Annotated in this window: 24 protein-coding genes (1 of these 24 only partly in view); 14 read left to right on the forward strand and 10 right to left on the reverse strand. The window is 51.4% G+C overall.

The genetic code is table 11. The features are described from left to right. Positions 1-589, reverse strand: partial view of an SDR family oxidoreductase gene (locus tag BLS62_RS20785; RefSeq protein WP_093185165.1) — the 5' portion only. It extends 116 nt beyond the left edge of the window; 589 of the gene's 705 nt are visible here — the first part of the coding sequence; its start codon is at positions 587-589; the stop codon falls past the left edge of the window. A gap of 115 nt (positions 590-704) precedes the next feature. Between BLS62_RS20785 and BLS62_RS20790 the strand changes: the two genes are divergently transcribed. After that, positions 705-1,577, forward strand: coding sequence for a LysR substrate-binding domain-containing protein (locus tag BLS62_RS20790; RefSeq protein WP_200798551.1), 873 nt, complete (start codon positions 705-707; stop codon positions 1,575-1,577). Between the two features lie 33 nt (positions 1,578-1,610). Here BLS62_RS20790 and BLS62_RS20795 read toward each other — a convergent pair whose 3' ends face one another. Further along, complete coding sequence (locus BLS62_RS20795; RefSeq protein ID WP_093185170.1) at positions 1,611-2,546, reverse strand: phytanoyl-CoA dioxygenase family protein; 936 nt, start codon at positions 2,544-2,546, stop codon at positions 1,611-1,613. A 118-nt stretch (positions 2,547-2,664) separates the two neighbouring features. Here BLS62_RS20795 and BLS62_RS20800 point away from each other — a divergent pair, with 118 nt between their 5' ends. Next, positions 2,665-3,525 carry a helix-turn-helix domain-containing protein gene (locus BLS62_RS20800; protein WP_093185173.1) on the forward strand — a complete coding sequence of 287 codons (861 nt, stop codon included), beginning with the start codon at positions 2,665-2,667 and terminating at the stop codon, positions 3,523-3,525. A gap of 3 nt (positions 3,526-3,528) precedes the next feature. On the opposite strand, the gene BLS62_RS20805 is transcribed toward BLS62_RS20800, so the two are convergent. The 4 genes from BLS62_RS20805 to BLS62_RS20820 are packed head-to-tail and all read right to left on the reverse strand — an operon-like array spanning position 3,529 to position 7,741. Continuing rightward, positions 3,529-5,052, reverse strand: coding sequence for a UxaA family hydrolase (locus tag BLS62_RS20805; protein WP_093185176.1), 1,524 nt, complete (start codon positions 5,050-5,052; stop codon positions 3,529-3,531). Position 5,053: 1 nt separating this feature from the next. Further along, positions 5,054-5,899 (reverse strand): amidohydrolase family protein, encoded by an 846-nt coding sequence (locus tag BLS62_RS20810; protein WP_093185179.1) that lies wholly within the window; start codon positions 5,897-5,899, stop codon positions 5,054-5,056. Continuing rightward, complete coding sequence (locus BLS62_RS20815) at positions 5,892-6,932, reverse strand: aldo/keto reductase (RefSeq protein ID WP_093185182.1); 1,041 nt, start codon at positions 6,930-6,932, stop codon at positions 5,892-5,894. Before BLS62_RS20815 ends, BLS62_RS20810 begins: the two co-directional genes overlap by 8 nt. An 11-nt stretch (positions 6,933-6,943) precedes the next feature. Then, the gene (locus BLS62_RS20820) at positions 6,944-7,741 is read right to left on the reverse strand and encodes an IclR family transcriptional regulator (protein WP_093185185.1); all 798 of its coding nucleotides are present in this window, start codon (positions 7,739-7,741) and stop codon (positions 6,944-6,946) included. A 275-nt stretch (positions 7,742-8,016) separates the two neighbouring features. Between BLS62_RS20820 and BLS62_RS20825 the strand changes: the two genes are divergently transcribed. The 3 genes from BLS62_RS20825 to BLS62_RS20835 all read left to right on the forward strand — a co-directional run bounded on the left by BLS62_RS20825 (position 8,017) and on the right by BLS62_RS20835 (position 10,341). Beyond that, positions 8,017-8,754 carry an SDR family oxidoreductase gene (locus BLS62_RS20825; protein WP_093185189.1) on the forward strand — a complete coding sequence of 246 codons (738 nt, stop codon included), beginning with the start codon at positions 8,017-8,019 and terminating at the stop codon, positions 8,752-8,754. 15 nt (positions 8,755-8,769) lie between these two features. Further along, positions 8,770-9,615, forward strand: coding sequence for a fumarylacetoacetate hydrolase family protein (locus BLS62_RS20830; protein WP_093185194.1), 846 nt, complete (start codon positions 8,770-8,772; stop codon positions 9,613-9,615). Between the two features lie 195 nt (positions 9,616-9,810). Then, a complete protein-coding gene (locus BLS62_RS20835) occupies positions 9,811-10,341 on the forward strand; it encodes a methylated-DNA--[protein]-cysteine S-methyltransferase (protein ID WP_093185199.1) in 531 nt (176 codons plus the stop codon). A 50-nt stretch (positions 10,342-10,391) separates the two neighbouring features. On the opposite strand, the gene BLS62_RS20840 is transcribed toward BLS62_RS20835, so the two are convergent. After that, positions 10,392-11,411, reverse strand: a complete 1,020-nt coding sequence (locus tag BLS62_RS20840) for a Vgb family protein (RefSeq protein WP_093185204.1) — start codon at positions 11,409-11,411, stop codon at positions 10,392-10,394. Positions 11,412-11,719: 308 nt separating this feature from the next. Further along, positions 11,720-12,664 (reverse strand): alpha/beta fold hydrolase, encoded by a 945-nt coding sequence (locus BLS62_RS20850; protein ID WP_093185209.1) that lies wholly within the window; start codon positions 12,662-12,664, stop codon positions 11,720-11,722. Positions 12,665-12,849: 185 nt separating this feature from the next. Between BLS62_RS20850 and BLS62_RS20855 the strand changes: the two genes are divergently transcribed. The 3 genes from BLS62_RS20855 (at position 12,850) to BLS62_RS20865 (ending at position 16,180) form a co-directional block, all read left to right on the forward strand. Beyond that, positions 12,850-13,569 carry a helix-turn-helix transcriptional regulator gene (locus BLS62_RS20855; protein ID WP_093185214.1) on the forward strand — a complete coding sequence of 240 codons (720 nt, stop codon included), beginning with the start codon at positions 12,850-12,852 and terminating at the stop codon, positions 13,567-13,569. Between the two features lie 185 nt (positions 13,570-13,754). Next, positions 13,755-15,908 carry a 3-hydroxyacyl-CoA dehydrogenase NAD-binding domain-containing protein gene (locus tag BLS62_RS20860; protein WP_093185219.1) on the forward strand — a complete coding sequence of 718 codons (2,154 nt, stop codon included), beginning with the start codon at positions 13,755-13,757 and terminating at the stop codon, positions 15,906-15,908. A gap of 65 nt (positions 15,909-15,973) precedes the next feature. Then, positions 15,974-16,180 carry a hypothetical protein gene (locus tag BLS62_RS20865; protein WP_093185224.1) on the forward strand — a complete coding sequence of 69 codons (207 nt, stop codon included), beginning with the start codon at positions 15,974-15,976 and terminating at the stop codon, positions 16,178-16,180. A gap of 284 nt (positions 16,181-16,464) precedes the next feature. Here the strand turns inward: BLS62_RS20865 and BLS62_RS20870 are convergent, their stop codons facing one another. Further along, positions 16,465-17,223, reverse strand: a complete 759-nt coding sequence (locus BLS62_RS20870; RefSeq protein ID WP_093185228.1) for a helix-turn-helix transcriptional regulator — start codon at positions 17,221-17,223, stop codon at positions 16,465-16,467. Positions 17,224-17,294: 71 nt separating this feature from the next. Between BLS62_RS20870 and BLS62_RS20875 the strand changes: the two genes are divergently transcribed. Together BLS62_RS20875 and BLS62_RS20880 are read left to right on the forward strand one after the other, a co-directional pair. Then, positions 17,295-17,624: a hypothetical protein gene (locus tag BLS62_RS20875; RefSeq protein WP_093185232.1), complete on the forward strand. Its 330-nt coding sequence runs from the start codon at positions 17,295-17,297 to the stop codon at positions 17,622-17,624. Beyond that, positions 17,617-18,765 carry a hypothetical protein gene (locus BLS62_RS20880; RefSeq protein ID WP_093185235.1) on the forward strand — a complete coding sequence of 383 codons (1,149 nt, stop codon included), beginning with the start codon at positions 17,617-17,619 and terminating at the stop codon, positions 18,763-18,765. Before BLS62_RS20875 ends, BLS62_RS20880 begins: the two co-directional genes overlap by 8 nt. A 29-nt stretch (positions 18,766-18,794) precedes the next feature. Here BLS62_RS20880 and BLS62_RS20885 read toward each other — a convergent pair whose 3' ends face one another. After that, positions 18,795-19,562 (reverse strand): Crp/Fnr family transcriptional regulator, encoded by a 768-nt coding sequence (locus tag BLS62_RS20885; protein WP_208991000.1) that lies wholly within the window; start codon positions 19,560-19,562, stop codon positions 18,795-18,797. Positions 19,563-19,836: 274 nt separating this feature from the next. On the opposite strand from BLS62_RS20885, the gene BLS62_RS20890 reads away from it, so the two are divergent. From BLS62_RS20890 to BLS62_RS20905, 4 genes are read left to right on the forward strand one after another with little or no spacing between them, the layout of a single operon-like run. Next, entirely contained in the window at positions 19,837-20,910 is a 1,074-nt protein-coding gene (locus tag BLS62_RS20890; RefSeq protein WP_093185240.1) for a cytochrome-c peroxidase, read from the forward strand. Between the two features lie 9 nt (positions 20,911-20,919). After that, on the forward strand, positions 20,920-22,062 hold the full coding sequence (locus BLS62_RS20895) for a cytochrome-c peroxidase (protein ID WP_093185245.1): 1,143 nt from the start codon (positions 20,920-20,922) through the stop codon (positions 22,060-22,062). A gap of 12 nt (positions 22,063-22,074) precedes the next feature. Beyond that, the gene (locus tag BLS62_RS20900; RefSeq protein WP_208991001.1) at positions 22,075-22,671 is read left to right on the forward strand and encodes an arsenate reductase (azurin) small subunit; all 597 of its coding nucleotides are present in this window, start codon (positions 22,075-22,077) and stop codon (positions 22,669-22,671) included. A 14-nt stretch (positions 22,672-22,685) separates the two neighbouring features. Further along, positions 22,686-25,361: an arsenate reductase (azurin) large subunit gene (locus BLS62_RS20905; RefSeq protein ID WP_093185250.1), complete on the forward strand. Its 2,676-nt coding sequence runs from the start codon at positions 22,686-22,688 to the stop codon at positions 25,359-25,361. The last annotated feature ends 17 nt before the right edge of the window (positions 25,362-25,378 follow it).

Below are 25,378 nucleotides of genomic sequence, written 5' to 3' on the forward strand. Positions count from 1 at the left end.
GCTCCATTGGAATGCGGGAGCGGAATTCTTCCTTCTCTGGCAAGCTGTCGATGAAGCCGGGAAGTACGTTGTTCATGCGGATGTTTTCTGCTGCATACTTATCCGCGAATAGCTTTGTGAAAGCTGCAAGGCCGGCTCGGAACACTCCAGATGTTGGGAACACGGGATCGGGCTCGAATGCGGCGAATGTTGAAATGTTGATGATCGAGCCAGATTTTTGTTTTTGCATGATTGGTGTTACCGCCCGCGTCGGACGCACCACGTTCAGGAAGTAAACATCCATACCGGTGTGCCAATCTTCGTCGGTGAGTTCCAGAACAGGTGCACGTGGACCATGCCCGGCACTGTTGACTAGTACATCAATGCGACCCCATTTTTCCATGGTCATGTCAACGAGACGCTGAATGTCTTCGTTTGATTGGTTTGAACCGGTTAGGCCAATGCCGCCGAGATCGTTTGCGAGGGCTTCTCCTTTGCCAGAGGAGGAGAGAATGGCGACTTTATAGCCATCCTCCGCCAGTCTACGAGCTGCGCCTGCGCCCATTCCGCTGCCGCCTGCCATAATCACAGCTGTTTTAATCGTGGTCATTGGATATCTCCTTATAACAATCGTTGTCCGGAGCTTATGATTGGTAGAAGTGCTTGACTAATCATGATCTCTGCGTGGAGACTGTAGAAAATCTACAGGGTAGTCGGGTGCTATAATGAAAGCTTCCAATCTTAACAGTCTGCGTATGTTTGAAGCGGCTGCACGACATGAGAACTTCCGTCTTGCCGCGGAGGAGCTGCATCTGACGCAGGGGGCTGTGGCGCAGCGGATTCGGCAGTTGGAGGAGGAGCTTGGGCGAAAGCTTTTTCTACGCAGACCCAGAGGATTGGAGCTGACGGTTGTTGGGCAGGCGTATTATGGGTCTATCGCACAGGCACTTGGTCTTATTGATGCGGCAACGCAAAAGCTGCGACCGGAGAAGGCCCGGATCAGCTTGAGTGTCACGCCGTCTTTCGCTTCCAAGTGGTTGGTTCCCAGGTTGAGTTTGTTTTCGCAAATCCACCCCCAGATTGATGTGCAGATTGTCGCCAGTGAGCATTTGTCAGACTTTGAGAGCGATGGAGTTGATGTTGCGATCCGGCAGGGGAGGCCTCCCTTTCAATCGGGTGTGGAGGCTGTGTTGTTAGCGCCGCTGGGTTTATGTGCCGTCTCTAGTCCCTTAATTGCGAGTGAGTTCCCTGTATTTCATGATGAAGCGGAGTTCCTGAACCATCCTCTTATTGAGGACAGTCATGCGCATTGGCGTTCTCTTTTGGGCGCGCGTATGGGAGACGAATGCCGGGTGATGCGCTTTAATCAGACAGCGCTGGCAATGGACGCTGCTGCAAACGGACAGGGGATCGCCTTGGCACCCCGGATCTTGATTGAAAATGATGTAGAGGCAAAGCGGCTGGAGGTGTTGTGGCGGGATGAGCGGATAAGCGCCTACGGCTTTTATGTAGTCTACCCAAAGGGGCAACGTGAGAATACAGCTCGTACGGCGATGGTGAACTGGATCCTTTCACAAAGTCAGAGCAGCATTCAGTAGGCAAAGCCCTTTTGGAGAGCTTTGCCGTGTTGCTTACCAGAGATCTGCGCCGAGCAGTTTTTTGCCAAGGTCTGTCAGTTCAGCGGTTTTTGCATTTTTCTTTTCCCAATCACGCGGGTCGCCGGGGAAGGATGCCCGCTGTGGTGGCTCCATTGTCTTCCATTGATGAATGCGCTCTTTCCGAAGTTGCTCATTTTCCTGTTCTGCCGGGAACATGGAGACGTATTGCGCGATCCGCACTTTATCCTTGGAGTTGTTAGGGCGGATGCCGTGGGCCAGCAGGGCGTTGAAGATCATGAGATCACCCGGTTCCATCTCAGTATTTTCGATCTCAAAACCAGTGTAATCGGGGTGTTTCGGATCTCTGTCTTCTGGTTGGGTTTTGACCCACTCTTCGAAACCCTCAAATAGTTTTGGAATGCATTGAAACCCACCGGTCTCACTGTCCTGCTTTACCAGAGAGAGCACGCCTTGCACGCTGATGGGCTGAGGGCGGATGGATGTGTCAACATCCCAATGAATGAAGCCGGGCTTTCCGTCTCTGTTCTTCTTAGGTGGGTTGAGGTTGGCTCTATCAATGCTGACCCAGAGGTCTTCTCTGTCCCAGATGTCCACGAAGGCATCATAAAGGCGTTGCTGTATTCTATTATCCCAGAGGTACTGGTGATTATAGATTTCCAGCATGCCGGCGTTGTTCAGCTCCAGCATTTTATGAGCACGGCGTTGTGGTGCGTACCATGTGGAGGGGTCCTTAGGATCCTTCTCATCAAACTCCCACAGCAGGTCTACCAGCCGTTTGACGTTTTCTTGTGGGACGGCTTGCCTCACAATAACGTAGCCACGCGTAATCCAGTGCTGCCAGTCCTCCTGGGAAAGCACACGCAGTGGCAAGGTCTTTTTGATATCCTTTAGCTGAGTGTCTGTTGCGGTTGACCCCCAGTGATTGTCAGCAAGAACATCCGCGTCCATTTTTATTCTCCCAGTCCGTCCGTTGAAGCTAGTAGTTTAGCTAGTCCTGCAAATGACAGTTGTTCGCATTTAGCAAATACTGATAGTATTCTGGCGTTGTGAATGCTCTGAGGGCGAAATGAGATCATATCTAGAGAAGGTCCCTGACACGGAAGAAGGCTCCTTCAAGGTGATGAACAGGCGCCTTGAAGAGGGGATCCCTTTCTCATGGCACCATCATCCAGAATATGAGCTGACGTTGACCCTTAATTCTGAAGGACAACGCTATATCGGTGATCATGTGGGAGAATATGGTGACAGCGATCTTGTGTTGATCGGCCCTAACTTGCCGCATACGTGGGCGTCCAGTGATCGGCCTGATGATACTGAGCCTCATGTGGCATTGGTGATCTGGTTTGAGCCTGAATGGATTGAGCGGATCACAAAAGAGATGTCCGAGCTTCGGCAGGTTAAACGTCTGTTTCAACGTGCGTTGGCAGGCCTGAGCTTTTCAGATGCTGCGCGGCACCGTGTTATTCCGCTGATCAAATCGTTCTTTAAGGAAAGTCCACTGGAGCGACTGTTGCTCATTCTGCGACTCTTGGCGGAACTGTCCGAGGATGAATGCGCGGTGCAACTGGCGCATGATCCGGTGATTTTGTCGGGAGCAGAAGGCGGCAATGAGCGGATTGATAGGGTGCTGACGCAAATCCACTCGGATTATACGCGCTCACTCAGCCTTGAAGAGATTGCTGAAACTGCGGCGCTGAGTGTTTCTGGCGTGCATCGACTTTTTTTGCGGCATACCGGACAGAGTATTTCTGAATATCTTAAGCGGATACGGATTGGGGATGCGTGTTCCCAGCTGGCAAGCAGTGATGCACCGATCTCGATGATTGCTCAGGATGTGGGATATTCGGCGCTGGCCAACTTCAACCGCCAGTTCCGCGCGGTGAAAGGAATGACACCGCGCGAATACAGAGCTCGTTTTCGTGGCTGACGATTACATCACAGCGCCGATTTGCCAAGGGATGAACTCGTAGTCGCCCAGTCCTTGCGCTTCGGATTTGCTGTGTTCTCCAGATGCGACCTTGATCATAAATTCGAAGATCTCTTCGCCTACGGCCTCAACCGACTTGCCCTCTGAGATAATGGAGCCTGCGTTGAGGTCCATGTCTTCTGGCATATGCTCGAACAGAGGCGTGTTGCTGGCAACTTTGATGGTTGGAGATGGTTTGCTGCCAAACGCAGAGCCGCGACCTGTGGTGAAAATGATCAGATTACAGCCGCTGGCGATTTGGCCAGTAACAGAGGCTGGGTCATAACCGGGGCTGTCCATGAAGACGAAACCAGTGGTGTCGATTGGCTCGCCGTATTTATAGACGCCTTCCAGCGCTGTTGTGCCGCCTTTGGCGACTGCACCGAGGGACTTCTCCAGAATAGTTGTCAAGCCACCGCGCTTGTTGCCGGGAGATGGGTTGTTGTCCATGTTGCCGTTGTTGCGGGCGGTGTAATCCTCCCACCAACGGACACGTTCAACCAGCTTCTCAGCGATTTTCTGGTTTGCTGCCCGGCTTGTGAGTAGGTGCTCTGCGCCGTAGATCTCGGAGGTTTCGGAAAGCACGGAGGTGCCGCCGTATTGGACCAGTAAATCTGTCGCATAGCCGAGCGCCGGGTTGGCGGTGACGCCGGACCAGCCGTCTGATCCGCCGCATTGTAGGCCAACCATCAGCTTGGAGATTGGAGCAGGTGCGCGGGAGGTTTTGTTGACCTCTGGCAGCATGGCTTTGATCTTTTCTTTGCCCGCCTCGATGGTTTTGCGCAGGCCGCCCATGCCTTGAATGTTCATGACCTGGAAGGTTGGGGACTGCTTGAGGCCGTAAGCTTCCAGCAGGAAGTCGATTTGGTTGACCTCACAGCCAAGGCCGACAAGCAGGACGCCGCCAACATTCGGATTTTTAGCATAGCCCCACAATACACGTTGCAGATTGGCAAAGCCTTCGTTGTCTCCAGCCATGCCGCAGCCGGTGCCGTGTGCGAAGGAGGCAACGCCGTCGATGTTCTCAAACTCTGCGAGATCTTCGTCGCCAAATGCATCCGCAATGCGGTGGGCGGCGGTGGCAGAGCAGTTTACGCTGGTGAGAATGGCGATGTAGTTGCGCGTGCCAACGGTGCCATCTTCGCGGAGGTAGCCATTGAAGGTCCGTTCTTCAGGATGTGCCACGAATTGGGTCGGCTTGTATTCCTTGCAAAAGCTGTGGTGTACGCCGGGGTCCGAGAACTCCATGTTGTGGGAGTGCACATGGGAGCCCGCAGGAATATCCATTGAGGCGAAGCCGATCGTCTGGCCAAACTTGATGAGCGCTTCGCCTTTGGCGACGGGGACTTCCGCAATTTTGTGGCCGGCTGAAATGCTATCGAGAACGCTCAAAGACCCTGCTTTGTCTCCTACCTGGAGCGCACGGGTGGCGATGATGACATTGTCAGCTTTTTGGAGTTTGACGCTGGATTGAATAGATGCCGACATGTCAGAGAGTTTCCATTGTTTTGGTGAGATAGAAGTTTGCAGCAGTGCCGCCAAAAATAGCTTCCCAATCTGCTTGGGGCAGATCAGCTGTCAATTGCTCCACCATGTCTAGCCAGTTTTGGTAGGTGTTGGCGAGCAGGAGAACAGGCCAGTCGCTGCCAAACATAACGCGTTCAGCTCCAAAACATTTAAGAATGTGAAATGCATAGGGAGCGATGTCCTCGATAGAGGCTTGATCGTTTGCTTCTGTCAGCAATCCGGAAAGCTTGCAGCGTACGGTGGTGGTCCGTGCGATATCGGCGACATGCTGCGACCAGGTTTCAATAGCTTCGTTGCGAATGTCTGGCTTTGCGCCGTGGTCAATCACACAGGAAAGATCCGGGTAGCGCTTCAGGAAGGTTTTCAGATGCAGCAGGTGCCTTGGCAGAACCAGAAGGTCGAGTGTGAGGTTCTCGTCGATCAAAGTTTGAATGGCGGGACGTAAGGTGTCCTTGAGCATCCACTCATCATCAGGGATATCCTGAATCATAGGGCGGATACCGACGAATTTAGGATTTTCTGCAAGCTCGCGGATGATTTTGGGAGCGTCCTCTGCTTCCATATCCACCCAGCCGACAACGCCCAGAATCCAGTCATGTTCTGCTGCCAGCCCAAGCATAAAGCGGGTTTCATCAACTGTGTCTGCAGCCTGTACAAGGATGGTTCCATCCATCTTTGCTTCAGTCAGAAGTGGTTTGATGTCACTGGCTAGAAAATCCCGGTAAAGGACGTCCAGTTCTGGCGAGAGCCAGCTGTAATCGCCTCGGGAGAGTTTCCAGAAATGCTGGTGCGCGTCGATCCTAGGCATCGTCCATTTCCTGCTCATAATAGGGATTGCCAAGTGGTGTTGGTGCGTCTGGATGGAGAAGTTCTTTGTCTTTAAGAGCTTGCCAGAATTCCTGCGGAATAGAAGCAGATATCCATCTGATGATGCCTTCCAACTCAACCGGATTACGCATGCCCGGTATCACACTGGTGACGGCAGGGTGCGCAAGCGGAAATTGGAGCGCGGCAGCCGGAAGCTCAACACCAAACTCTGTGCACGTGGCTTTAAGTGCTGTCACTCGGGTGAGGATGTCCTGCGGTGCTGTTTGGTAGTTCCAGGTTTCACCACCGACGAGGATGCCGGAATTGAAGGGCCCCCCAAGAACGATAGAGGTTTTTCTGGCGAGACATGCGGGGAGTAGGTCGCCCAATGACTCTTGTTCCAGCAGGGTGTAACGCCCTGCGAGCAAAAACACGTCCCAATCTGCCTGTTGCATCAACTCCATGCAGATTGCAGTCTCATTCACACCAAGGCCCATGGCCGAAATGGCACCAGTGGCTTTGAGTTCCTGAAGGGCTTTTATGCCGCCTTTGAGGTCCTGCATGTGTTTGGCATTTGCTTCCGGTCCATGTGTGACCTCGCCAATGTCATGCACCAGCAGGATTTCCAGCTTGTCCAATCCGGTGCGGTGCATGCTGGCTTCGTAAGAGCGCATGATACCGTCATAGGAATAATCGAAGAATGGATGGAACGGTAGCGGATCTGGCCAGCCCATTGTGGCCGCATTTTCTGCCATGCCGGGCACGAGTACCCGACCCACTTTTGTCGATAAAATATGGGGGTGTCTGCGAATCCCATCGCCGATCACCCGTTCTGACCGGCCAAGCCCGTAATACGGAGCCGTGTCAAAATACGTCACGCCTGCTGCAATTGCGCGATCTATGGTGCTCATGGACACTCTACGAGGTGCGGTTGCAAATAAACCGCCAAACATTGCACCACCAATTCCCAGTGTTGGCAGGTGCAGGTCTGTCTCTCCCAGTTGTCGATGAGCCAGCTTCCCTCCAAAGCTCATAGCTTATCCTTCTATGTCGGCGTAGAGCCGTAAATACTCGTTATATCTTGCGCCACTTGGGCGAAGGTCTGCTGAACCTCTTCAATTCCCGGTGCTTTGAAATCATCGATGCGTTCCATGAATGGGCAGCTTAAGGCTGCAACCGCGTCGCCATTTGGTCCCAGAATAGGGAAGGCTAGATTGGTTACGCCGACGGTGCTGGCAGATGGCATGCGTACATGGCCTTGCGCCCGCACTTCACCGAGAATGTCGCGGAACTGGGCGAGGCTCATTTCTGGTTCTCCCAATGCGCGTTCGTGCTGGTTGAACATGAGTTGCTGCATTTCGGAATTTTGGAATGCAGCGATGGCCCGTCCGGTCCCTGTATTCCATAACCCGATGACTGAACCGGTCTTTAAGACGAAGCTCCAATTGCTGGGCGCTTCGACGCTTGCCACAATTACAATCTCACCCTGATGCTCCATGCCGATGTGGCTGGACTGGTGCATGTCTTTTGATGTTTTGCGCAGCATTGGCAAAGCTGCTTCCAAAAGACGGTTTACAGGTGGATGTTGGTTGGACAGAGAAAACATCTTGAGGCTAAGCTGGAAACGGTCGCCTTCCAACGAGCGAGAAACATACTGCCGACGCACAAGCGTTGTCAGCATGCGGTAGATCTCGTTGGGAGACCGGTCCAAAGCTTTCGCGATTTCTGCCTGAGATAAGCCGGATGCGTATTGAGCCAGAAGCTCAATAATATCGAGGCCTTTTTCCAGCGCAGGAGCGCGATATTTGTCCGCTGTATCTTTTGATGTCTTTGTATCAACCATAGTCAACTCTGCTTATTATGCTGCTAGTTTTTGATGCAAAAACTTCCTTTGTCAAATTCTAATTTACATTTGAAGAAAGTTTTTATATTTAAGTAATGACCGTTGAGCAATTTGCATGCTCGTCGGGTATCTGCGGTTTTCTGGGAGGATTGCCGCACTTGCTGTCCCGCTTATTCTACTGGTGGCAGTTTTGAATTCTCCTTTTAAGGCATGGTCTGGCGCTTTTGTCAGGCTGTAAACAACATATTTGAGCATATCAGTCTGGTGGAGGACGCATGGGACGATTAACAGGCAAAACGGCGCTGATTACAGCTGCCGGGCAGGGCATTGGCCGTGCAACCGTTGAGGCATACGTGGCTGAAGGAGCTAAGGTTTTTGCAGCGGATATCAATGAGGCAGCCCTTGAGTCGCTTGGTGCGCTTGAAGGTGTCACCGCTTTAAAATTAGACGTGACGGATGGTGTTGCGGTCAAAGAAATGATCAGTTCAGTTGGGACATTGGATATTCTGTTCAACTGTGCTGGCTTCGTTCATAGCGGAACGATTCTTGAGTGTGATGAAGACGCTTGGGACTTTTCCTTTAACCTGAACGCCAAAGCTATGTACCGCCTGTGCCGTGAAGTGATTCCGGCTATGTTGGAAAATGGTGGTGGGTCCATCATCAATATGTCCTCTGTCGCGTCATCGCTCAAAGGTGTTCCAAACCGGTTTGCCTACTGTTCTTCCAAGGCGGCAGTGATTGGTTTGACCAAAGCGATTGCTGCGGATTTTGTGACCAAAGGTCTGCGCTGCAATGCGATTTGTCCGGGCACTGTTGATAGCCCATCTTTGCATGATCGCTTGAAAGCGACCGGCAATTATGAGCAGGCGCTGAAAGACTTTATTGCGCGCCAGCCTATGGGCCGCATCGGTAAACCAGAAGAAATTGCTGCTCTTGCTGTCTACTTAGGTAGTGATGAAAGCACATTTACAACCGGACAAACGCACGCCATTGATGGTGGCTGGGCTGTTTAACAAAGAGGGTACCCTATGAAACTCCTGAGATATGGCGATCTAAACGCGGAAAAGCCGGGTATTTTGGACGCTGATGGCAATATCCGTGATCTTTCCGGTGTTGTTGGTGACATCGCACATGACACTCTTGGTGATGAAGCGCTTGCAAAGATCGCTGCTCTGGACCTTTCCAGCCTGCCGTTGGTTGAAGGCAACCCGCGCATCGGTGCATGTGTTGGCAATGTTGGCAAGTTCATCTGTATTGGCCTGAACTATTCAGACCACGCGGCTGAGGCTGGCATGCAAGTGCCGGAAGAGCCTGTCACCTTCTTCAAGGCGACCTCTGCGATTTGTGGTCCTAATGATAACATCGAGATTCCACGCACCTCTGTGAAAACGGATTGGGAAGTGGAACTTGGCGTTGTGATCGGCAAGCACACGAAATATGTGAGCGAAGAAGACGCGCTGGATCATGTTGCTGGTTATTGCGTCGTCAACGATCTGTCCGAGCGCGATTTCCAGATCCACCGCAGTGGTCAGTGGGTGAAGGGCAAATCAGCGGATACGTTTGGTCCAATCGGTCCATGGCTTGTGACCCGTGATGAGGTTGCTGACCCGCAAGACCTGAATATGTACCTTGAAGTGAACGGCCATCGCTACCAGAACGGTTCCACCAAAACCATGGTGTTTGGTGTTGCTAAGGTGATCTCGCATCTGTCTCAGTTTATGAGCTTGCAGCCGGGTGATGTTATCTCCACCGGCACACCTCCAGGTGTTGGCATGGGCCAGAAGCCTGAGACTTACTTGAAAGCTGGCGATAAGATGGAACTGGGCATTGAAGGGCTCGGCGTTCAAAATCAGGTTACTTACAACGCAGAATAAATGCGCTGAGCTTGCGAAGCACTGATATTCTAAGTAGGTTTATGGGAACTCTCCGCTGCTGGTTTTCAGCGGGGAGTTTTTTCATGCGTACCTTCAAGCTGTTTGCGTAAACTGCTTGAGGGGTTTTGTTCGCACGTATTCTAATCCGAAAACCGGTTCCACTTTTCGGGAATACGTTTAAAGGAAAAGACGACCATGACCAACTCTACTCCAATCACCTATTGCACCTATGAGAGCCCGGTTGGGTCTTTGTTGATTGGTGGAGAAGGCGGGGCGCTGGAGTTTTTGCATTTTCCTGAGAGCAGCCGGCGGCGTGAGATTGCTGAAGGTTGGGTGGAAGATGCGTCGCCCTATGGTGATTTGATTGCGCAACTTGCCGCCTATTTTGCAGGTGAGCTGAAAGTGTTCTCCCTCACCTGGCGGCTGATTGGGACTGATTTCCAGAAGAGTGTTTGGGAGCAGCTAGCGGCAATTCCCTTTGGTGAAATACGGTCTTATGGTGATGTCGCTAAGGCGCTGAACAATCCGGGTGCTAGCCGAGCTGTTGGCCTTGCAAACAACGCGAATCCACTGCCTATTGTCATTCCGTGCCACCGCGTGATCGGAGCCAACGGAGCTTTGGTTGGTTTTGGTGGTGGATTGGACACAAAGGTCTGGCTGCTGGATCATGAGGGCATTCCGCATGGTACAAAATCCAACAAGGACCAGATGACCTTTATTTTTTAGGTTTTGTGCATGCAAGAGGCGCTCCCGTGAGAGCGCCTAGCCGAACCTGTTTATGCTGTTGGTTTTGCAAACTGAACGCGGACCAACCTGTTGGTGCCTGACTCTCCGCCCCATGCTTCCCCCAGACGTCCTGCCATCTGGCGTACATCCGCATCTGATTTCGTGCTTGGGAAGCTGGTGAATTTTTCGGTATCCGGATCAAAAAACACAATCGCATCAGCCCCGAAATCTGTGAGCCAGACCTTATCGTTCTCATCGACATAAACGGAGTAGGGGAGCGGGTCTTTGCCGGGCAGTCGCCACGAGCGCCAACTGTCGGATTGTGGGTCGTACTCGCTGACTTGACCGCTGAGCCATTCGCTGACCCAGAGCTTTCCGGTTGAATTGGACCAGATGCGGCGTGCGCCTTGCTCTTCTGTTGGTGGGGTAACGATGCGGGCTCTGCCGTTGGACTTGTCGATATTGGCAATGTGACTGCCTGCGAGGGAGGCGTACCAAACCTCTCCCTGCGGAGTGACCGTTATGCCATAGGGGCCGGGGCCTTGCGGACTTGGCCAGACGTTGATTTCCTGGGTTGCTGGGTCAACACGCCCGTAGACGCCGTTTTGTCCCGTAAACCAGTAAATGCCATCCTGATCGAACACGCCGGTGTTGAGGTTTGCATCAGCAAATTCAGCGGGCAGCGGGATGAGTGAGACTGCATCTGTTTTGGGATCAAGCCGAGCAATTGCGTTCTGCCCCCCCTCTGTAATCCACATTGCGTTATCCGGTCCAAGCACAACACCATGCGGGGCTGCCTTTTTCCCCAGAGATACGGGATGGAGGTCGCCATTCTCAGGATTGAGGCGTGTGAGCGTGCCGTCTTTCTGTCCGCAATACCAAACCATGCCATCCGCATCGAAGCCGATATCTCTGGAGCCCGCCCCAGGACGGGCCTCGAAGTAGGTGACCTTGGCATTTTCTATGTTGTTGCCTATTGCCGTTTCCGCAAAGGCCGGCCGGCTGTTCAGTCCAACATAAGCGCCAGATAAAGTCAGGGCAGATGCACCGAGAAACTCTCGTCTATTCATCCTAGCTCTCCCGTTTGCAAATCTCACCGTAAAGACATTGCGTTTGCCTTATTCCAAAGGGGAGGCAGAGCTGTGGCAATTGTGTCAAACGCCCTCAAGTATTTTCAACGAGGTTAAAGATCGGTCAGCAAAGCGGAGAAAGTTTTTAGGATCATCATGTTCGATGAAGGAGAGCCAAGCTCTGCTCTTCTCCTGCAAGTGTGCAAGAACATGCCCCCATGGAACCGTATCAAAATCTACATCTGCCCAGCTATCTTCATCTAATCTTTCGCCCTCCGGTCTAACCGGAGGGCGGCCACGCTCTAGGACTAGTTGTCACCCTGCTGTTCCAGCCACGTTGAAATCGCTTGGTTTGTTTCCGCTGGCATTTCTTGCTGGATCCAATGACCGCAATCCAGATTGACCACTTCCACATTAGGCACGAAATCTGCTAGATTTTTAGACTTCGCGACCAGATCCCGTTCGCCATAGATCATGAGTGTCGGCTGTTGGATGATTGGGTCCACGTCTGCCAATAAGTGCCAGTTTCGATCAAGGTTTCTGTACCAGTTTACACTGCCCGTGAACCCTGATGTTTCGAAGGCGGAGACGAAAACGGCCAGTTCGCCATCGCTCATGATTGGCTCGCCGAGTGGTGTTTCCGCTTTGGCGAGATTAATCATCATCATACCCGGCTCAGGCTCTACAGGAGGCTGGTTCTTGCGGTACATGTTGCGAAGGAACTGGAATGTATTCTCATCGAATACAGCATCTGCGACGCCTGGCTGACGATTGAAGTGAACAAAATAAAAGTCGCCGCCAAATAGGGCTTCCATCATCTCGATCCAGGGCTTTTCCCAGCGCTCTTGGTAAGGCAGGCTCAGGTTTATCACTTTATTTACGCGGTTTGGATGCAATAAGGTCAGCCCCCAAACGACCATTGCACCCCAATCGTGGCCGACAAAGGTGGCATCTTCGTATCCGTAGTGATCGAGAAGCCCGATGAGATCACCCGACAAGTGTTCAATGTCATAGTCTGCGACTTCGCTCGGGCGCGATGAGTTGCCATACCCCCGCTGGTTTGGAACGATGACATGGTAGCCCGCGTCAACAAGAGCGGGCACCTGATGACGCCAAGAAAAGGCGTGCTCTGGCCAGCCATGACACAGTACAATAGGGTTTTCTGCATTTTGACGGCCTGCTTCAAAGACTTCGAGTTCCACACCGTTGACTGAAATAAGAGTGGGCTTGGGGAAATTGGTTGGATTAAACATTGAATTTCTACTTTATCTTTTCGGGGTGATCAGGCGACGCCTTTTGTTTTTGGATCGCGCTCTTTCCAGTCCCAGAGGGTTACGGATGTGCGTTGCAATTCCAAAATCTCCTTGCTGACGCGACAGCCATTGCCTAAAACTTAACGGTGACAAATACTGGCACTATTAAATGGCAATCTTACGAAATGAATATTCGCCTCCGACATGACGCCATCGTGCGCTGCCTTCGTCGCAACGGTACTTCGACAGTCGGTGACTTAGCGGAGGAGGTTGGCGCATCCAGACGCACGGTGTTACGTGACATTAGCGCGTTGCGTGATGAGGGCTTTGTCATTCATTCTGAACCTGGCCGCGGGGGCGGCTTGCACCTTGATCCGCAATCTGTTCAGACCACAGCGCGGCTCTCGGTCGCCGAGGTCTTTGCGCTCCTCATCAGCGTTGCATCGATGCGGGCCGCCGGAGGTTTGCCCTTTTCAGATCTCGCAGATGCTGGGCTTGCCAAAATCGAGAAAGCCTTGCCGTCGGATAAGGTACGTGACTTGCGGCGGTTTCTGGCTTGTTTGTACGTTGGGCGACTTTCACCGTTGGTAGACATATCAGATATGGAAGCGATGGAGCCCGCGCTGCTGCCTGCATTCGAGACAGCTTTTCTCCAGCGGTTCCACCTGCGTTTCCAGTACCGTGACGCAAAAGGGGTCGTAACCAACCGAATTGTTGAGCCGCAAGCTATGCTGATCTTACCACCACTATGGTATTTGGTGGCTTGGGATCCTGCTCGTAAAGACTTCCGGCATTTTCGAATGGACCGGATCAGCAGACCGGAATGCGTCCTAGACACAACATTTCGGCGACGACATGTGCCATTCGAGGACAACGTCTCTCCCATTCGCGATCTACCTCGTTGACCTTCGCTAAATTGCAGAAAAACCGAATATTGAGCTCTAGCCTGTCCTTCGCTACGCCGAGTATCTAATTCTGCATGTTGGAATTGTATTTTACAACTGGAAATCTGCTGGTGCCCTGCTAGACTACGGGAAATTGCGTGATAGAGAGCCGTGTGGGAATTGAGCGCGGCGATAGGGAGTTTTGTGTGTCTTCTTCATTTCAGTCATCTGGACAGGTTTCTTACGAGCTAAACGGCGATGTTGCGGTGATGACCGTAAGCAATGCCCCGGTTAACGCGCTGTCTCATGCGGTTCGCGTGGACTTGCTTGCCAATATTGAAAAGTTTGAGGAAGATGCCACTGCCAAAGCTGCCATTATTGTTGGCGCTGGTAAAGTTTTCATCGCTGGTGCTGATATTCGCGAGTTTAAGCGTCCTGCAACGCAGCCACATCTTCCTGACTTGATTGACCGTATTGAAGCGTGCAGTAAGCCGGTGATTGCAGCGATTCACGGTGTTGCTTTGGGCGGAGGTCTCGAAGCTGCGCTGGGCTGTCATTTCCGCGTTGGGGTGAAGGGTGCAAAGGTTGGTTTGCCGGAAGTGCATCTCGGCATTATTCCCGGTGCTGGTGGAACGCAGCGCCTCCCGCGTTTGGTGGGCTATGAAAAAGCGCTGGAGATGATCCCGAGTGGCGCGCAGATTGGTGCAGTTGATGCGAAAGCCGCAGGCATTCTGGATGATGTCAGTGATGAAAATGATGTGCTCGCGGCTGGTTTGACTTTTGCCCGCTCCGTGATCGACAACAGTATGCCGTTGCGCCGGTGTTCTGAGCTGGTGGCTCCCGCTGTTGATGCCAGTGTGTTTGTGGCTGCCAAAGCAGCTGTCACCAAGCGCGCTCGGGGGCAGATGTCTCCCGTGGTGTGTGTTGAAGCCATTGAGATTGCGAGCAAGACCAGCTTTGCAGATGGTATGGCCAAAGAGCGTGAGATGTTTATGGAGTTGAAGAGCTCCGACCAGCACAGAGCGTTGTCACATGCGTTTTTTGCAGATCGTGCTTTGGGCAAGCTGCCGGAGATTGATGGCATTGCTCCGCGTAAGCTGGACGCGATTGGGGTTATTGGCGGCGGTACCATGGGCGCGGGCATCGCGACCGGTGCGTTGATGAATGGCCTTGCTGTTACGTTGATTGAGCGGGATGAGGATGCTCTTGCCCGCGCGAAAGCGACCATCGCGAAGAACATTGGTGGTGCGGTTAAAAAGGGCAAGCTTTCAGCTGAGAAAGAGCAGCACATTCTGGAGGAAGCGCTTTCTCTGAGTACGGATTACGCTTCTCTTGGTGAGGCTGATCTGGTTGTTGAAGCGGTGTTTGAAGACATTGACGTGAAGAAGCAGGTGTTCCAGCAACTGGACAAGGTTTGTAAAGCTGGTGCGGTTCTGGCGACCAACACGTCTTATCTGGATGTGAATGCGATTGCGGCTGTGACCAACCGACCTGAAGATGTGATTGGTCTGCATTTCTTCTCTCCAGCGCACATCATGAGGCTGCTGGAAGTTGTCGTGGCTGATAAGACTGCGCCGGATGTTATCGCAACCGGTTTCCAGCTTGGCAAGATCATGCGCAAGGTTGCTGTTCGTGCTGGTGTGTGTGATGGCTTTATCGGAAACCGCATTCTGGCGACCTATCGCGCGGCTGCGGATGCGGTTGTGGTTGATGCGTCCTCTCCGTTTGAAGTGGACGATGTGATGTTGGAATTTGGCTTCCCGATGGGGCCGTATGCTGTGGCTGATTTGGCCGGTCTTGATATCGGCTGGGCAACCCGCAAACGGAAAGCGCCGAGCCGTGATCCACGTGAGCGCTATTTCACCTTTGCAGACCGCATGTGTGAGCAAGGCTGGTTTGGACAGAAAACCAGCAAGGGCTATTACGTTTATGAGGATGGCGCACGCAAAGGCACGCCGAACCCTGAAGTTCTCACTATCCTTGCAAAAGAACGCATGGAAAATGACATAGCAACGCAAAACCTTTCAAAGGAGCAAATCCTTGATAGATACATGGCTGCGATGGTGAATGAGGCGGCTAAAGTGGTTGAAGAAGGCATTGCGCTTCGTCCGCTGGACGTGGATATGACGCTGATTTATGGTTACGGTTTCCCGCGCTGGCGTGGCGGACCTATGCAGTATGCCGATCAGGTGGGTCTTGATAAAATTCTGAACAATATCAAAGAGTACGCTAGGGATGATGCCTACTTCTGGCAGCCAGCTAAGCTGTTGGAAGAGCTGGTTTCCACTGGCAAAACCTTTGGTGATCTCAATGCTGAGGGCGGGAATAACAGTGTGAAGAAAGTCAGCGAGAAAGCTTGATTTTCTTCAGTTGCGTTGCCATCTCTCCTTGGTGTAGCTTTTTGCTAACCTGAGGAGAGACGACGATGAGATACTTGGAGTACATAACTGGAAGAGTTATTGCGCTGTTGTTTGCAGTAGCCCTTTTGGCATTTATCCTCCTCGTCATCGGATTCGCTTCTGGCCTGATGTTAGCCATCATGGCCATTACTATCCCCCTTGTTCTTCTCAAATTCCTGTTTGGGAAAAACAAGCCTAAGGTCACTTACCACTACGAGCGTAAGGACCGGTAGAGCTGCTTGGCTTTTTAAGTGTCTGCATTTCTACTGCATCACATAGCGTTTATACAAAAAATACGCAGATCTCTCCGTTTGCGCTCGCCGCATTGATACCGGCCGCAAGCATGGCAACAGAAATGCCGCCCATGAGTGACGCGCGAAGTGCGTGCATTGAAAATCCCCTGTCAGATTAGTGCCCGTGATTAGATTGCCTGTTTGGTAGGGGGGACGCGTTGCAGTTGGATGAACGATTTTTGAAGCTTTCATGACGGGGTGAAAAACGTCAATTCTTTCAGTGCTCAGGGTGTTGATGGCTCGATTCCGTCAATGGCATCTATGAAGGGTTGTTTTGGTTTTAAGGCAAAACCTGTCTCTGTGAGGTTTGATGATTTGATACGATCACAGCGGAACGTGCGGACTGCATCGCGGAGATGATCCCATGCCATGACGTACCAGACTGGATAGCTGAGGAAGAGGTAGTGGGGCTCAATGGTGCGCTTTGAAGTGTTGCCGTTCTGATCACTGTAGGAAATTTCCACGCACTTGCTCATGAGGAAAGCCTCGTTGATGGGGCTCATGGCTTCGTTGTCTATGTCCTCAAACGAGCCGTAGACAGTGATGGAGGCTGTTTCTCCGATCCATAGGCGGGATTTGAGCGTATCAACGCGGGAACGAAGTTCAGGGGAGAGTGACGCGATGAGCTTGCGGCGAATGGGTTTGAGGTTTGCCAGCAGGAGCGGGGAGTGCATGTTTTCTGCAATCGCGAGGCTGATGAGGAGGTCGATGGCCTCTTTATACTCTAACTTGAGACGGCCTATCCCCCATCTGGATTGAAGACGAATTCCGCCGCCACGACCTTTATCCGCCTCAATGGGCAGGCCACGTTCTCGCAGTAGCTCAAGGTCCCGGAACAGAGTTCTCTGTGAAACTCTGAGTTCTTTCGCCAATTCCTGAGTTGTCAGGCATTCACCAGATTTCAGGAGAGCTTCAATTTGTTCTAGCCTTGCAAGGCGTTCCCAAGCTGTCGCTCTGGTTGTCCCACTGTGTTTTCCTGCCATCAAACAAATATGACGTTAAATGACATATATGTCCATAAACAGAGTGCATAGACATTTTGAAGGAAAGAATAATGACTGACCAAGTGATTGAATTCGCACCGTTTCATCTCTCACCGGATTATAGTGAGAGCGACCTTCTTGCCGCTTCCAATCGGTTTCAGGAGGAGTTTCTGAATGGGTTTGAAGGGTTTGTGCGTCGTACCTTGGTAAAGCATGCAGATGGGGCTTATGCGGATATTGTGACATGGGCAAATGACGCGGCGAGCAAAGAAGCAGTTGCTTCTGCCGGCAATCATGAAGCAGGGCAGGCATACTTCTCTCTTCTCGATGTATCCAAGGAGCATGCTCCGCGCAAAGCAGGTACTATGGAGTTTTTCAGCGTGGTAGGCACTTATGGATGAGCCGTTCAAAGAGGTCTTTAATAGACCTGCGCTTGAGCGGATGGCGGTTGCATTAGCAACCGCTTATCCCCGTTTTGAGGCAGTAAGATTTTTGGATCTTGCCAGTGCGGGGCTTTCTGATCTTGAGCTGAAAGAGCGCTCGCTTCACATCAGTAAAGCGCTCAAGGAAACGCTGCCCTCTGCCTTTCCTGAAGTGGTTGAGATTATGCTCTCTTCGTTGGGCGGTGCCTATCCAGTTGATGGTGAGATAGATGAGCGGAATGAAGTTGGTCTTAGCGGCTTTATAGTTATGCCCTTCACTGATTATGTGATGTTGCATGGGCTGGAGCATTTCGATCTCTCATTAGCTGCCCTTAAAAACATGACCAGTCGCTTCTCTGGTGAGTTTGCGATTCGTGCCTTTCTTGAGGGGAATCGAGACCGAACGCTGGAGTTGCTTTCTGAGTGGTGCGACCATGAGGATAAGCATGTCCGCCGGTTGGTATCAGAAGGGAGCCGTCCACGATTGCCATGGGCGCCGCAGTTGAAGCAGTTTATGGCTGATCCTTCGTATACTCTGCCGTTTCTTGAGCGTTTGAAGGATGACCCTTCCGAGTATGTCCGGCGGTCTGTTGCAAACCATCTGAACGATATTTCCAAGGATCACCCGGATGTTGTGGCAGATGTCTGCGCAAAATGGCTGGAGGGTGCATCTAAGGAACGGGTGAAGCTGGTTCGTCATGCTCTGCGCAGCAACATCAAGGCGGCACATCAACCTACGCTGAAGGCGCTTGGTTATGACTGTGAGGGGATAAGTGTTGCACGCCCATGGGTACAAAGTGAGCCTTTGATTTATGGCGGGGCTCTCAGGTTCGGGATTGAGTTGGTCAATGACACTGCTGCGTCTCGTGACTACATGCTCGACTTCATTATCTACCATCAGAAGGCGAACGGGAAATTGGCACCTAAGGTATTCAAATGGCGGAAGGGAAAGCTTGAAGCGGGGCAGATGCTACGAGTTGATGGGAAACACAGCATTCGGCCAATAACCACACGCAAGTATTACGCTGGTGAACACAAAGTCTGCGCGCTTCTCAATGGTGTTGAACATCCGATGGGAGACTTTGAACTTGTGATGGAGACTGAAGAGCTGGCCTTGTGACCAGCTCGTAACCCTTTGAGAAATATGTCTTAGCGGTGATTGGAAAGTCGTGGACGTGCGCCGTTTGCGATCTTTCGCAGTCCCTTGAAATCCAGGATTCCGATTTTGTGTTTGCCGATGAGCTTAATGGCTTTCTCTTTTTCCAGCGCCTTCAAGACACGACTAACGGTTTCGGCACGGAGACCGAGATAGTCGGCGATTGACTGTCTGGAGATTGGAAGCGCGAACTCTTCAACAAATGTCGGAATACTCATGCGATTGCGCAGCTCGAAAATGAATGAGGCCATCCGCTCTGTTGGTGTTTTCTTACCAAGGTCTGAGGAATGGTCAAATTGCTGGTGCATGATATCGGTAGACCGACGCCAATAGATGCGGCGCAGGTTGGAATCCAACATGAGCAACTCTTCAAAAACGTTGCGTGGAACGAGTTTGACAGAAGCGGGCGCCAAAGCAACGACTTCACCAGATGCGTGGCGGTCTGCTCTGTTCATGTCCAGATACTCACCCGGAAAGCGCAATGTCAGCAAAGACCGGCGTCCGTCGCTCAAATGGCTCTCTACAGCGATCACACCAGTGAGAACAGCAAACACGATAGGCTCTGAAAAATCCTCAGGTGCGAACTGATCGCCTTCGTCTAAATCAATGATGCGGGCTGCGCGTAATTCTGCCTTGTCAAAATGCAATTGCATAGGGCGGCAGATACACTCTTCGCCCCGAAAGCCGCAGGTTTTCTGAACACATTCAAAAGAGATATTGTCGAGAGTTGACTCAATCTTTGGAGGGGTCGTCCCCGTCATGCGTTAAGCTCCCCGCTTAATTACGTGAATTGGCGTAAGGTCCCGCCCGGTAATAGACATTGATTTAAATCAATATTCCAAAGATTAGTTTTATTCAACATTTTGTTACTGGATGACTTGTGAAAAATATCATTCCTTAGAACCCTTATACCCAAACCGTGATTGCAATCAATGAATGCCTCCCAAGGGCTATGCATTAGTGCTCATTATTCGGGGTTAGGTCTCGCTTGATAATGAGTCAGGTTTGAACCAACCTAGCAAACTGGGGGTAATAATGCGCCTTCTCGTCGGTATGTCGATTGCTTTAATGACGAGCACTACGGCATTCGCAACAGAATTAGGGCCTGTTGCAAAAATTGAGCAGAATTCTGCTCTCGTTGAACTGGGAAAACGTCTATTTTATGATAGCCGTTTGTCTGGTGATACAAACCTTAGCTGTTCCACTTGTCACGACCCAGCGATGGGTTTCACTGATGGTGAAAAGCTTTCAACTGCATATTCTGGTTCAGAGGGTTTCCGCAATACGCCAACACTGGCGAACGTCGGACACCGGGCAGCCTGGATGCATGATGGTCGTTTGGGTACAAACCTGAATGATGTGTCTCGTGGTATGATCACTGAGACTTACATCATGAACATGGATATGCGTGTAATGCAGGAACGCCTGAAACAGGATCCTGTTTACGTTGAAATGTTTGAAGTAGCGGGTAAGGGCGTACCATCAAATGGTGGTGCGCGCGGTGCTTTGGAAGCGTTCTTGAAGTCTATTACTTCAACCGGGTCTGCTTTCGATAAGGGTGAATTGAGCGTCTCTGAAAAACGAGGGTACGAGCTCTTCACCGGTAAAGCCGGGTGTTCTTCCTGTCACTCTGGTAATCGCTTCACAGATGATCAGCCATATAATATCGGTGTTCCAAATAACCCTGATATCTGGTCTGATCCGATGCGCCATCAGACTTATATAACCTACGCGAAATTCATGGGTGTAAACAACTACATGAACTTGCGTGAAGATCAGGGTGCGTTCATCCGGGATCATAAAGAAGAGAACAAGCGTTCCTTCATGACCCCTACTCTTCGTGAGCTGATCTACACCGCGCCTTACATGCACAATGGCATGCTGGCCACCCTTGAAGATGTCGTTGACTTCTACAATCGGGGCGGTGGTGAAGACGCCAACAAAGATGCACGCATTAAGCCTCTCGCTCTTAAAAATGACGAGAAAGCTGATCTGGTTGCATTCTTAAAGTCACTGTCAGGCGACAGCTTTGATACTCCTGAATATGTTTGGACAGCCGACGATTACTCTTATGAGTTGATCGAAGACTGGAAAAACAAGAAGAATTAGGGGGCTGCTATGATTAATTCTATTGTTAAGACAGTTCGCACAGTCACCCTTGCAGGCGTTTCGATTGCCGTGATGACTGCAGCAGCAACTGCTACTGAACGTCCTACGGATCTGGCACCATTAGGTGATCCTCCGATCCCTGCAGATAACCCAATGTCCGCTGAAAAGACGGAACTTGGCAAACTGTTGTTCTTTGATCCACGTCTGTCCGGTAACGGCGCAATGCCATGCTCTGCATGTCACCTGCCTGAAACTGGTTGGGATTTCCCAGACAAGATCTCTCTGGGCTACCCGGGCACAACACACTGGCGTAACTCACCAACCATCATGAACACTGCTTACTACGGTAACTTGTTCTGGACTGGTGTTTCCAAGTCTTTGGAAGCTGAAGCCCGCACCGCTGCTCGTGGTGGTGTTGCTGGTAATGGTGAAGACGATATGATGGAAACGCGTCTTGCGTTTGTTCCTGAATACCGTGAACGCTTTAAAGATGTGTTTGGCACCGAGTATCCACGTATTCGTGATGCCTACATGGCGATTGCTGCGTTTGAGCGTACGATCATTCAGAAAGACACTCCGTTCGACAACTACATGCGCGGCGATGATGATGCACTGAGTGCAGAGCAGAAGCGCGGTATGGAGCTGTTCACCGGTAAGGCTGAATGTTCTACCTGTCACAGTGGTGCGCTTGTTTCTAATCAGAAGTACTACAATCTGGGCGTTCCGGCGTACGATGGTTGGGAAACTGACGAAATTGCACAAATCTCATTCCGCTTTGAGCTGTACGCAAAAGGCTCGACGGAAGAGAATTATCGCAAGTGGAAGGATGATCCGGGCCTTTACTTCGTAACGAAGGAAAAAGCTGACCTCGGTAAGTTCCGTGTGCCATCTCTGCGCTACACCAAGTACACCGCTCCTTACATGCACAACGGCATGCTGGAAACTCTGGAAGATGTAGTTGAATTCTACAATCAGGGTGGTGGCACTAACGAGTTCTCTAAAAACAAATCCAAACTGCTTAAGCCTCTCAACCTGAATGAGAAGGAAAAGGCTGATCTGGTCGCGTTTGTTGAGAGCTTCTCTGGTGAGCGATTTGTAATGGAAGTGCCTGATATTCCTGAATATGAGCCGCTTCCGGTTGAAACGAATTAAGAGGAGATGGAGATGACACATCAACCGAAGTCCGTCTCTCCTGAGATGATTGAGGTCGTTAACGGCCCTGAGGAAATTGCTAAGACTGGCAAGCGTTGTGTAATGACACGCCGTCAGTTCCTGCTGACCTCCGGTATCTCAACCTTTACGGTTATGGTGGCTCTTAAGTCTGGTCCTTCGTCTGCGAAGGTGCCAGCAATGGTCTCCACCTATGAGCGTAAGTTCATTTGTAAGCTTTCAGAATTGAAAGTCGATGAGCCGCTCGACTTCACCTATCCGGATGAAGGCGCTTACGCCGAATCTATGATTGTGAAGCTGGGTAAAGAAGCTGGTGGTGGCATTGGTGCAGACAAGGACATTGTAGCGTTTAACTACACTTGTACGCACCAGGGCGGCCCGCTTCAGGGTACATATCAAAAAAGCGATAAAGCGCTGGGCCCTTGCCCCTTGCATTTGACCACTTTTGATCTGACCCGTCACGGCATCTTCATTTCTGGTCAAGCTTACCAGAGTCTGCCACAGGTCCTGCTCGAAGTTGACGGTGACGATGTTTACGCCGTTGGCATGTTTGGTCTGATTTATGGCCGCTACGACAATCTCAAGGGCTGAGGAGGGGAAATACCATGTCAACTCCCTACTATATTCCCGATACAAACATCCCTCTGCCACCGGTAGATGCTGATGTTTTGACTACGGCTTGCGATTATTGCATCGTGGCTTGTGGTTACAAGATCTACCGCTGGCCTGTTAAGGCTGGTAAAGTTGGTGGCCCTAAAGCTGAAGAAAATGCTTTCGGTGCTGACTTCCCGGTTGATCCGTTGGGTGCGTGGGTTGCTCCTAACCAGTACAATATTGTGCTGCACAAGGGCGAACCACACCACGTCATTATCATTCCTGATAAGGACACCAAACACGTCAACGTCAATGGTAACTCCTCCATTCGTGGTGGTGCACTGGCGAAGAAGGTTTACAACCCTCAGACACCTACTCGGGACCGTCTGAAGTCGCCAATGATCCGTATGTTCGGCACTTTGATGCCTGTCACATGGGATCTTGCACTGGAAGTTGCTGCTGAAGTTGGTAAGTACACCATCAAAAAGCATGGCGAGAATGCCTTCTGTGTGAAGACTTTCTCCTACGGCTACATGGAGAACACCTACGCGATCTCCAAGTACGCGCTGCGTTCTGTTAACACCGCAAACTTCACGTTCCACGACACGCCGTCTGATGTAACATCTACACCGGGCTTCCGTGATGCAGGTTTCGATAACTTCGGTCCATCCTATCAGGATTGGAAAGATGCCGAGACACTGCTGATTTGTGGTACTGATCCATACGAGTCCAAAACCATTCTGTTTACTGACTGGATCATGCCAGCCATTCAGAACGGTCAGAAGGCTATCTTCATGATCCCGCGCCGGACTGCTGGTGTGGCTTATGCAGAGAAGAATGGTGGTTTGTGGCTCGACATCCAGCCTGGTACTGACCTTCTCGTTGTGAATGCGATTGCTCGTGTGATCGTTGAAAACGGTTGGCAGGATGCTGAATGGATTCGTGACTGGGTCAACAACAAGTGGGAAAGCTCCTCAGGCTTCGGTCAGGGTACGCGTAACACTCCTTGGCAGTGGCGTACGACTTGGGGCAAATTCCAGACCAATGGCTTTGATGACTTCGTCAAATGGCTGATGGCTCAGGATGAGTTTGAACCAACTGCTGCCGCTGAAACTGCACAGATCGATGTAGAGAAGATCTACAAGGCTGCTGAGTGGATGGCTAAACCTCGTGAAGATGGGTCTCGTCCTAAGACATCCATCATGATCGAGAAAGGCTTCTACTGGTCCAACAACACGGGTAACACCAATGCGATTTCTTCGCTTGGTATTATCAGTGGCTGTGGCGGTCGCCCAGGTCAGGTTATTGGCCGTGCAGGTGGTCACCAACGTGGTGGCTTGAAGGGTGGTTCATACCCACGCAACAAGTCTCCTGAGAAGCTTCCAGGTCGTCGTCGTCGCGCTATGGATACCGACCGGTATCTGATGAGTGGTCACACCCGCTTTGCGCACGTGATTGGGACTACATGGATTCAAGCCATGTGTGGTTCCCAGTCTCTGGCTGCTAAATTCGAAGAACTGACTGTGCAAAATCCGCATCAGATCCGTTCTTACGACAAGCAGACTATCATCGACACACTGAAAGCTCGCGTTGACAGTGGTGGTATGGTTGTCGTGAACCAGGATATCTACCTTGTAGATCCGATTGGTGCACGCTACGCAGACATCGTCTTCCCAGCTTCTGGTTGGGGTGAAGAGGACTTCACCCGTGCAAACGGTGAGCGCCGCCTGCGCCTGTATCCAAAATTCTACGATGCTCCGGGTGAGGCTAAGCCTGACTGGTGGATCGTTGCAAATCTTGCGAAGAAAATGGGCTTCAAAGGGTACGATTGGAAAAATTCCAATGAAGTACTCGAAGAAGCTGCTCGCTTCTCTCGTGGTAGCCGTAAAGACTTCTTCATGGTCAAGGTTGCTGCGCAGAAAGAGGGCAAAACTCTTCACCAGAAGTTTGCTGAATTTGGAACCGACGGTATTCAGGGCCCGGTTGTTATGTTGGAAGATGGAACCCTTGAGGGAACCAAGCGCCTGCACGACACCACTCGTGAACTGCCTGAAACAGGTCCAGACGGATACAACCGCTTTAACAAAAAGCTCACTCACTTTAATTCCCAAACGGGTAAGTGTAACATCCAGAAAAGCCCTTGGAGCTTGTTCTCCGATTACTGGGCATGGATGAAGCCGAAAGAGGACGAGCTTTGGGTTACTGCCGGTCGTATTAACGAACGTTGGCAGTCTGGTTATGATGACCGTCGTCGTCCATACATCGTACAGCGCTGGCCTGAAAACTGGGTAGAAATCCACCCGGAAGATGCAGCTGAGCGCGGTATTGAAAGCGGTGACTACGTGATGCTCTACTCTGACCGTATTCCGGTTCAGACAGACACCACTGTTGGCGTGGAAGGTGATGACTTTACCTTTACCAAGCTGATGGAAGCTGGCCATATTGACATGACTGAAGCAGCAGTTACGGCGGTAGCAATTGTTACCCCTGCGCTGAAGAAGGGCATGCTCTACATGGACTTCTTGCATACTGCTCAGCCAGCGAACGCGCTTTCTGGACGTGTGGTTGATTGGATCAGCGGAAACTATAACTACAAGATGGGCGTTGGCCGGGTCAAAAAGATCGGGACATCCCCATACAAGAATAGCTTCCGCTCTATGTCTTTCGCACGACGCGATATTGCATAGGAAATCTGGAACTGGCG

The organism is Pseudovibrio sp. Tun.PSC04-5.I4 (genome assembly GCF_900104145.1).
In the GTDB taxonomy this organism is placed as follows: domain Bacteria; phylum Pseudomonadota; class Alphaproteobacteria; order Rhizobiales; family Stappiaceae; genus Pseudovibrio.

Coding starts and splice junctions, on each gene's coding strand:
- BLS62_RS20790 (WP_200798551.1), top strand. CDS start 705: ATGAAAGCTTCCAATCTTAACAGTCTGCGTATGTTTGAAGCGGCTGCA.
- BLS62_RS20795 (WP_093185170.1), bottom strand. CDS start 2,546: ATGGACGCGGATGTTCTTGCTGACAATCACTGGGGGTCAACCGCAACA.
- BLS62_RS20800 (WP_093185173.1), top strand. CDS start 2,665: ATGAGATCATATCTAGAGAAGGTCCCTGACACGGAAGAAGGCTCCTTC.
- BLS62_RS20805 (WP_093185176.1), bottom strand. CDS start 5,052: ATGTCGGCATCTATTCAATCCAGCGTCAAACTCCAAAAAGCTGACAAT.
- BLS62_RS20810 (WP_093185179.1), bottom strand. CDS start 5,899: ATGCCTAGGATCGACGCGCACCAGCATTTCTGGAAACTCTCCCGAGGC.
- BLS62_RS20815 (WP_093185182.1), bottom strand. CDS start 6,932: ATGAGCTTTGGAGGGAAGCTGGCTCATCGACAACTGGGAGAGACAGAC.
- BLS62_RS20820 (WP_093185185.1), bottom strand. CDS start 7,741: ATGGTTGATACAAAGACATCAAAAGATACAGCGGACAAATATCGCGCT.
- BLS62_RS20825 (WP_093185189.1), top strand. CDS start 8,017: ATGGGACGATTAACAGGCAAAACGGCGCTGATTACAGCTGCCGGGCAG.
- BLS62_RS20830 (WP_093185194.1), top strand. CDS start 8,770: ATGAAACTCCTGAGATATGGCGATCTAAACGCGGAAAAGCCGGGTATT.
- BLS62_RS20835 (WP_093185199.1), top strand. CDS start 9,811: ATGACCAACTCTACTCCAATCACCTATTGCACCTATGAGAGCCCGGTT.
- BLS62_RS20840 (WP_093185204.1), bottom strand. CDS start 11,411: ATGAATAGACGAGAGTTTCTCGGTGCATCTGCCCTGACTTTATCTGGC.
- BLS62_RS20850 (WP_093185209.1), bottom strand. CDS start 12,664: ATGTTTAATCCAACCAATTTCCCCAAGCCCACTCTTATTTCAGTCAAC.
- BLS62_RS20855 (WP_093185214.1), top strand. CDS start 12,850: ATGAATATTCGCCTCCGACATGACGCCATCGTGCGCTGCCTTCGTCGC.
- BLS62_RS20865 (WP_093185224.1), top strand. CDS start 15,974: ATGAGATACTTGGAGTACATAACTGGAAGAGTTATTGCGCTGTTGTTT.
- BLS62_RS20870 (WP_093185228.1), bottom strand. CDS start 17,223: ATGGCAGGAAAACACAGTGGGACAACCAGAGCGACAGCTTGGGAACGC.
- BLS62_RS20875 (WP_093185232.1), top strand. CDS start 17,295: ATGACTGACCAAGTGATTGAATTCGCACCGTTTCATCTCTCACCGGAT.
- BLS62_RS20880 (WP_093185235.1), top strand. CDS start 17,617: ATGGATGAGCCGTTCAAAGAGGTCTTTAATAGACCTGCGCTTGAGCGG.
- BLS62_RS20885 (WP_208991000.1), bottom strand. CDS start 19,562: ATGACGGGGACGACCCCTCCAAAGATTGAGTCAACTCTCGACAATATC.
- BLS62_RS20890 (WP_093185240.1), top strand. CDS start 19,837: ATGCGCCTTCTCGTCGGTATGTCGATTGCTTTAATGACGAGCACTACG.
- BLS62_RS20895 (WP_093185245.1), top strand. CDS start 20,920: ATGATTAATTCTATTGTTAAGACAGTTCGCACAGTCACCCTTGCAGGC.
- BLS62_RS20900 (WP_208991001.1), top strand. CDS start 22,075: ATGACACATCAACCGAAGTCCGTCTCTCCTGAGATGATTGAGGTCGTT.
- BLS62_RS20905 (WP_093185250.1), top strand. CDS start 22,686: ATGTCAACTCCCTACTATATTCCCGATACAAACATCCCTCTGCCACCG.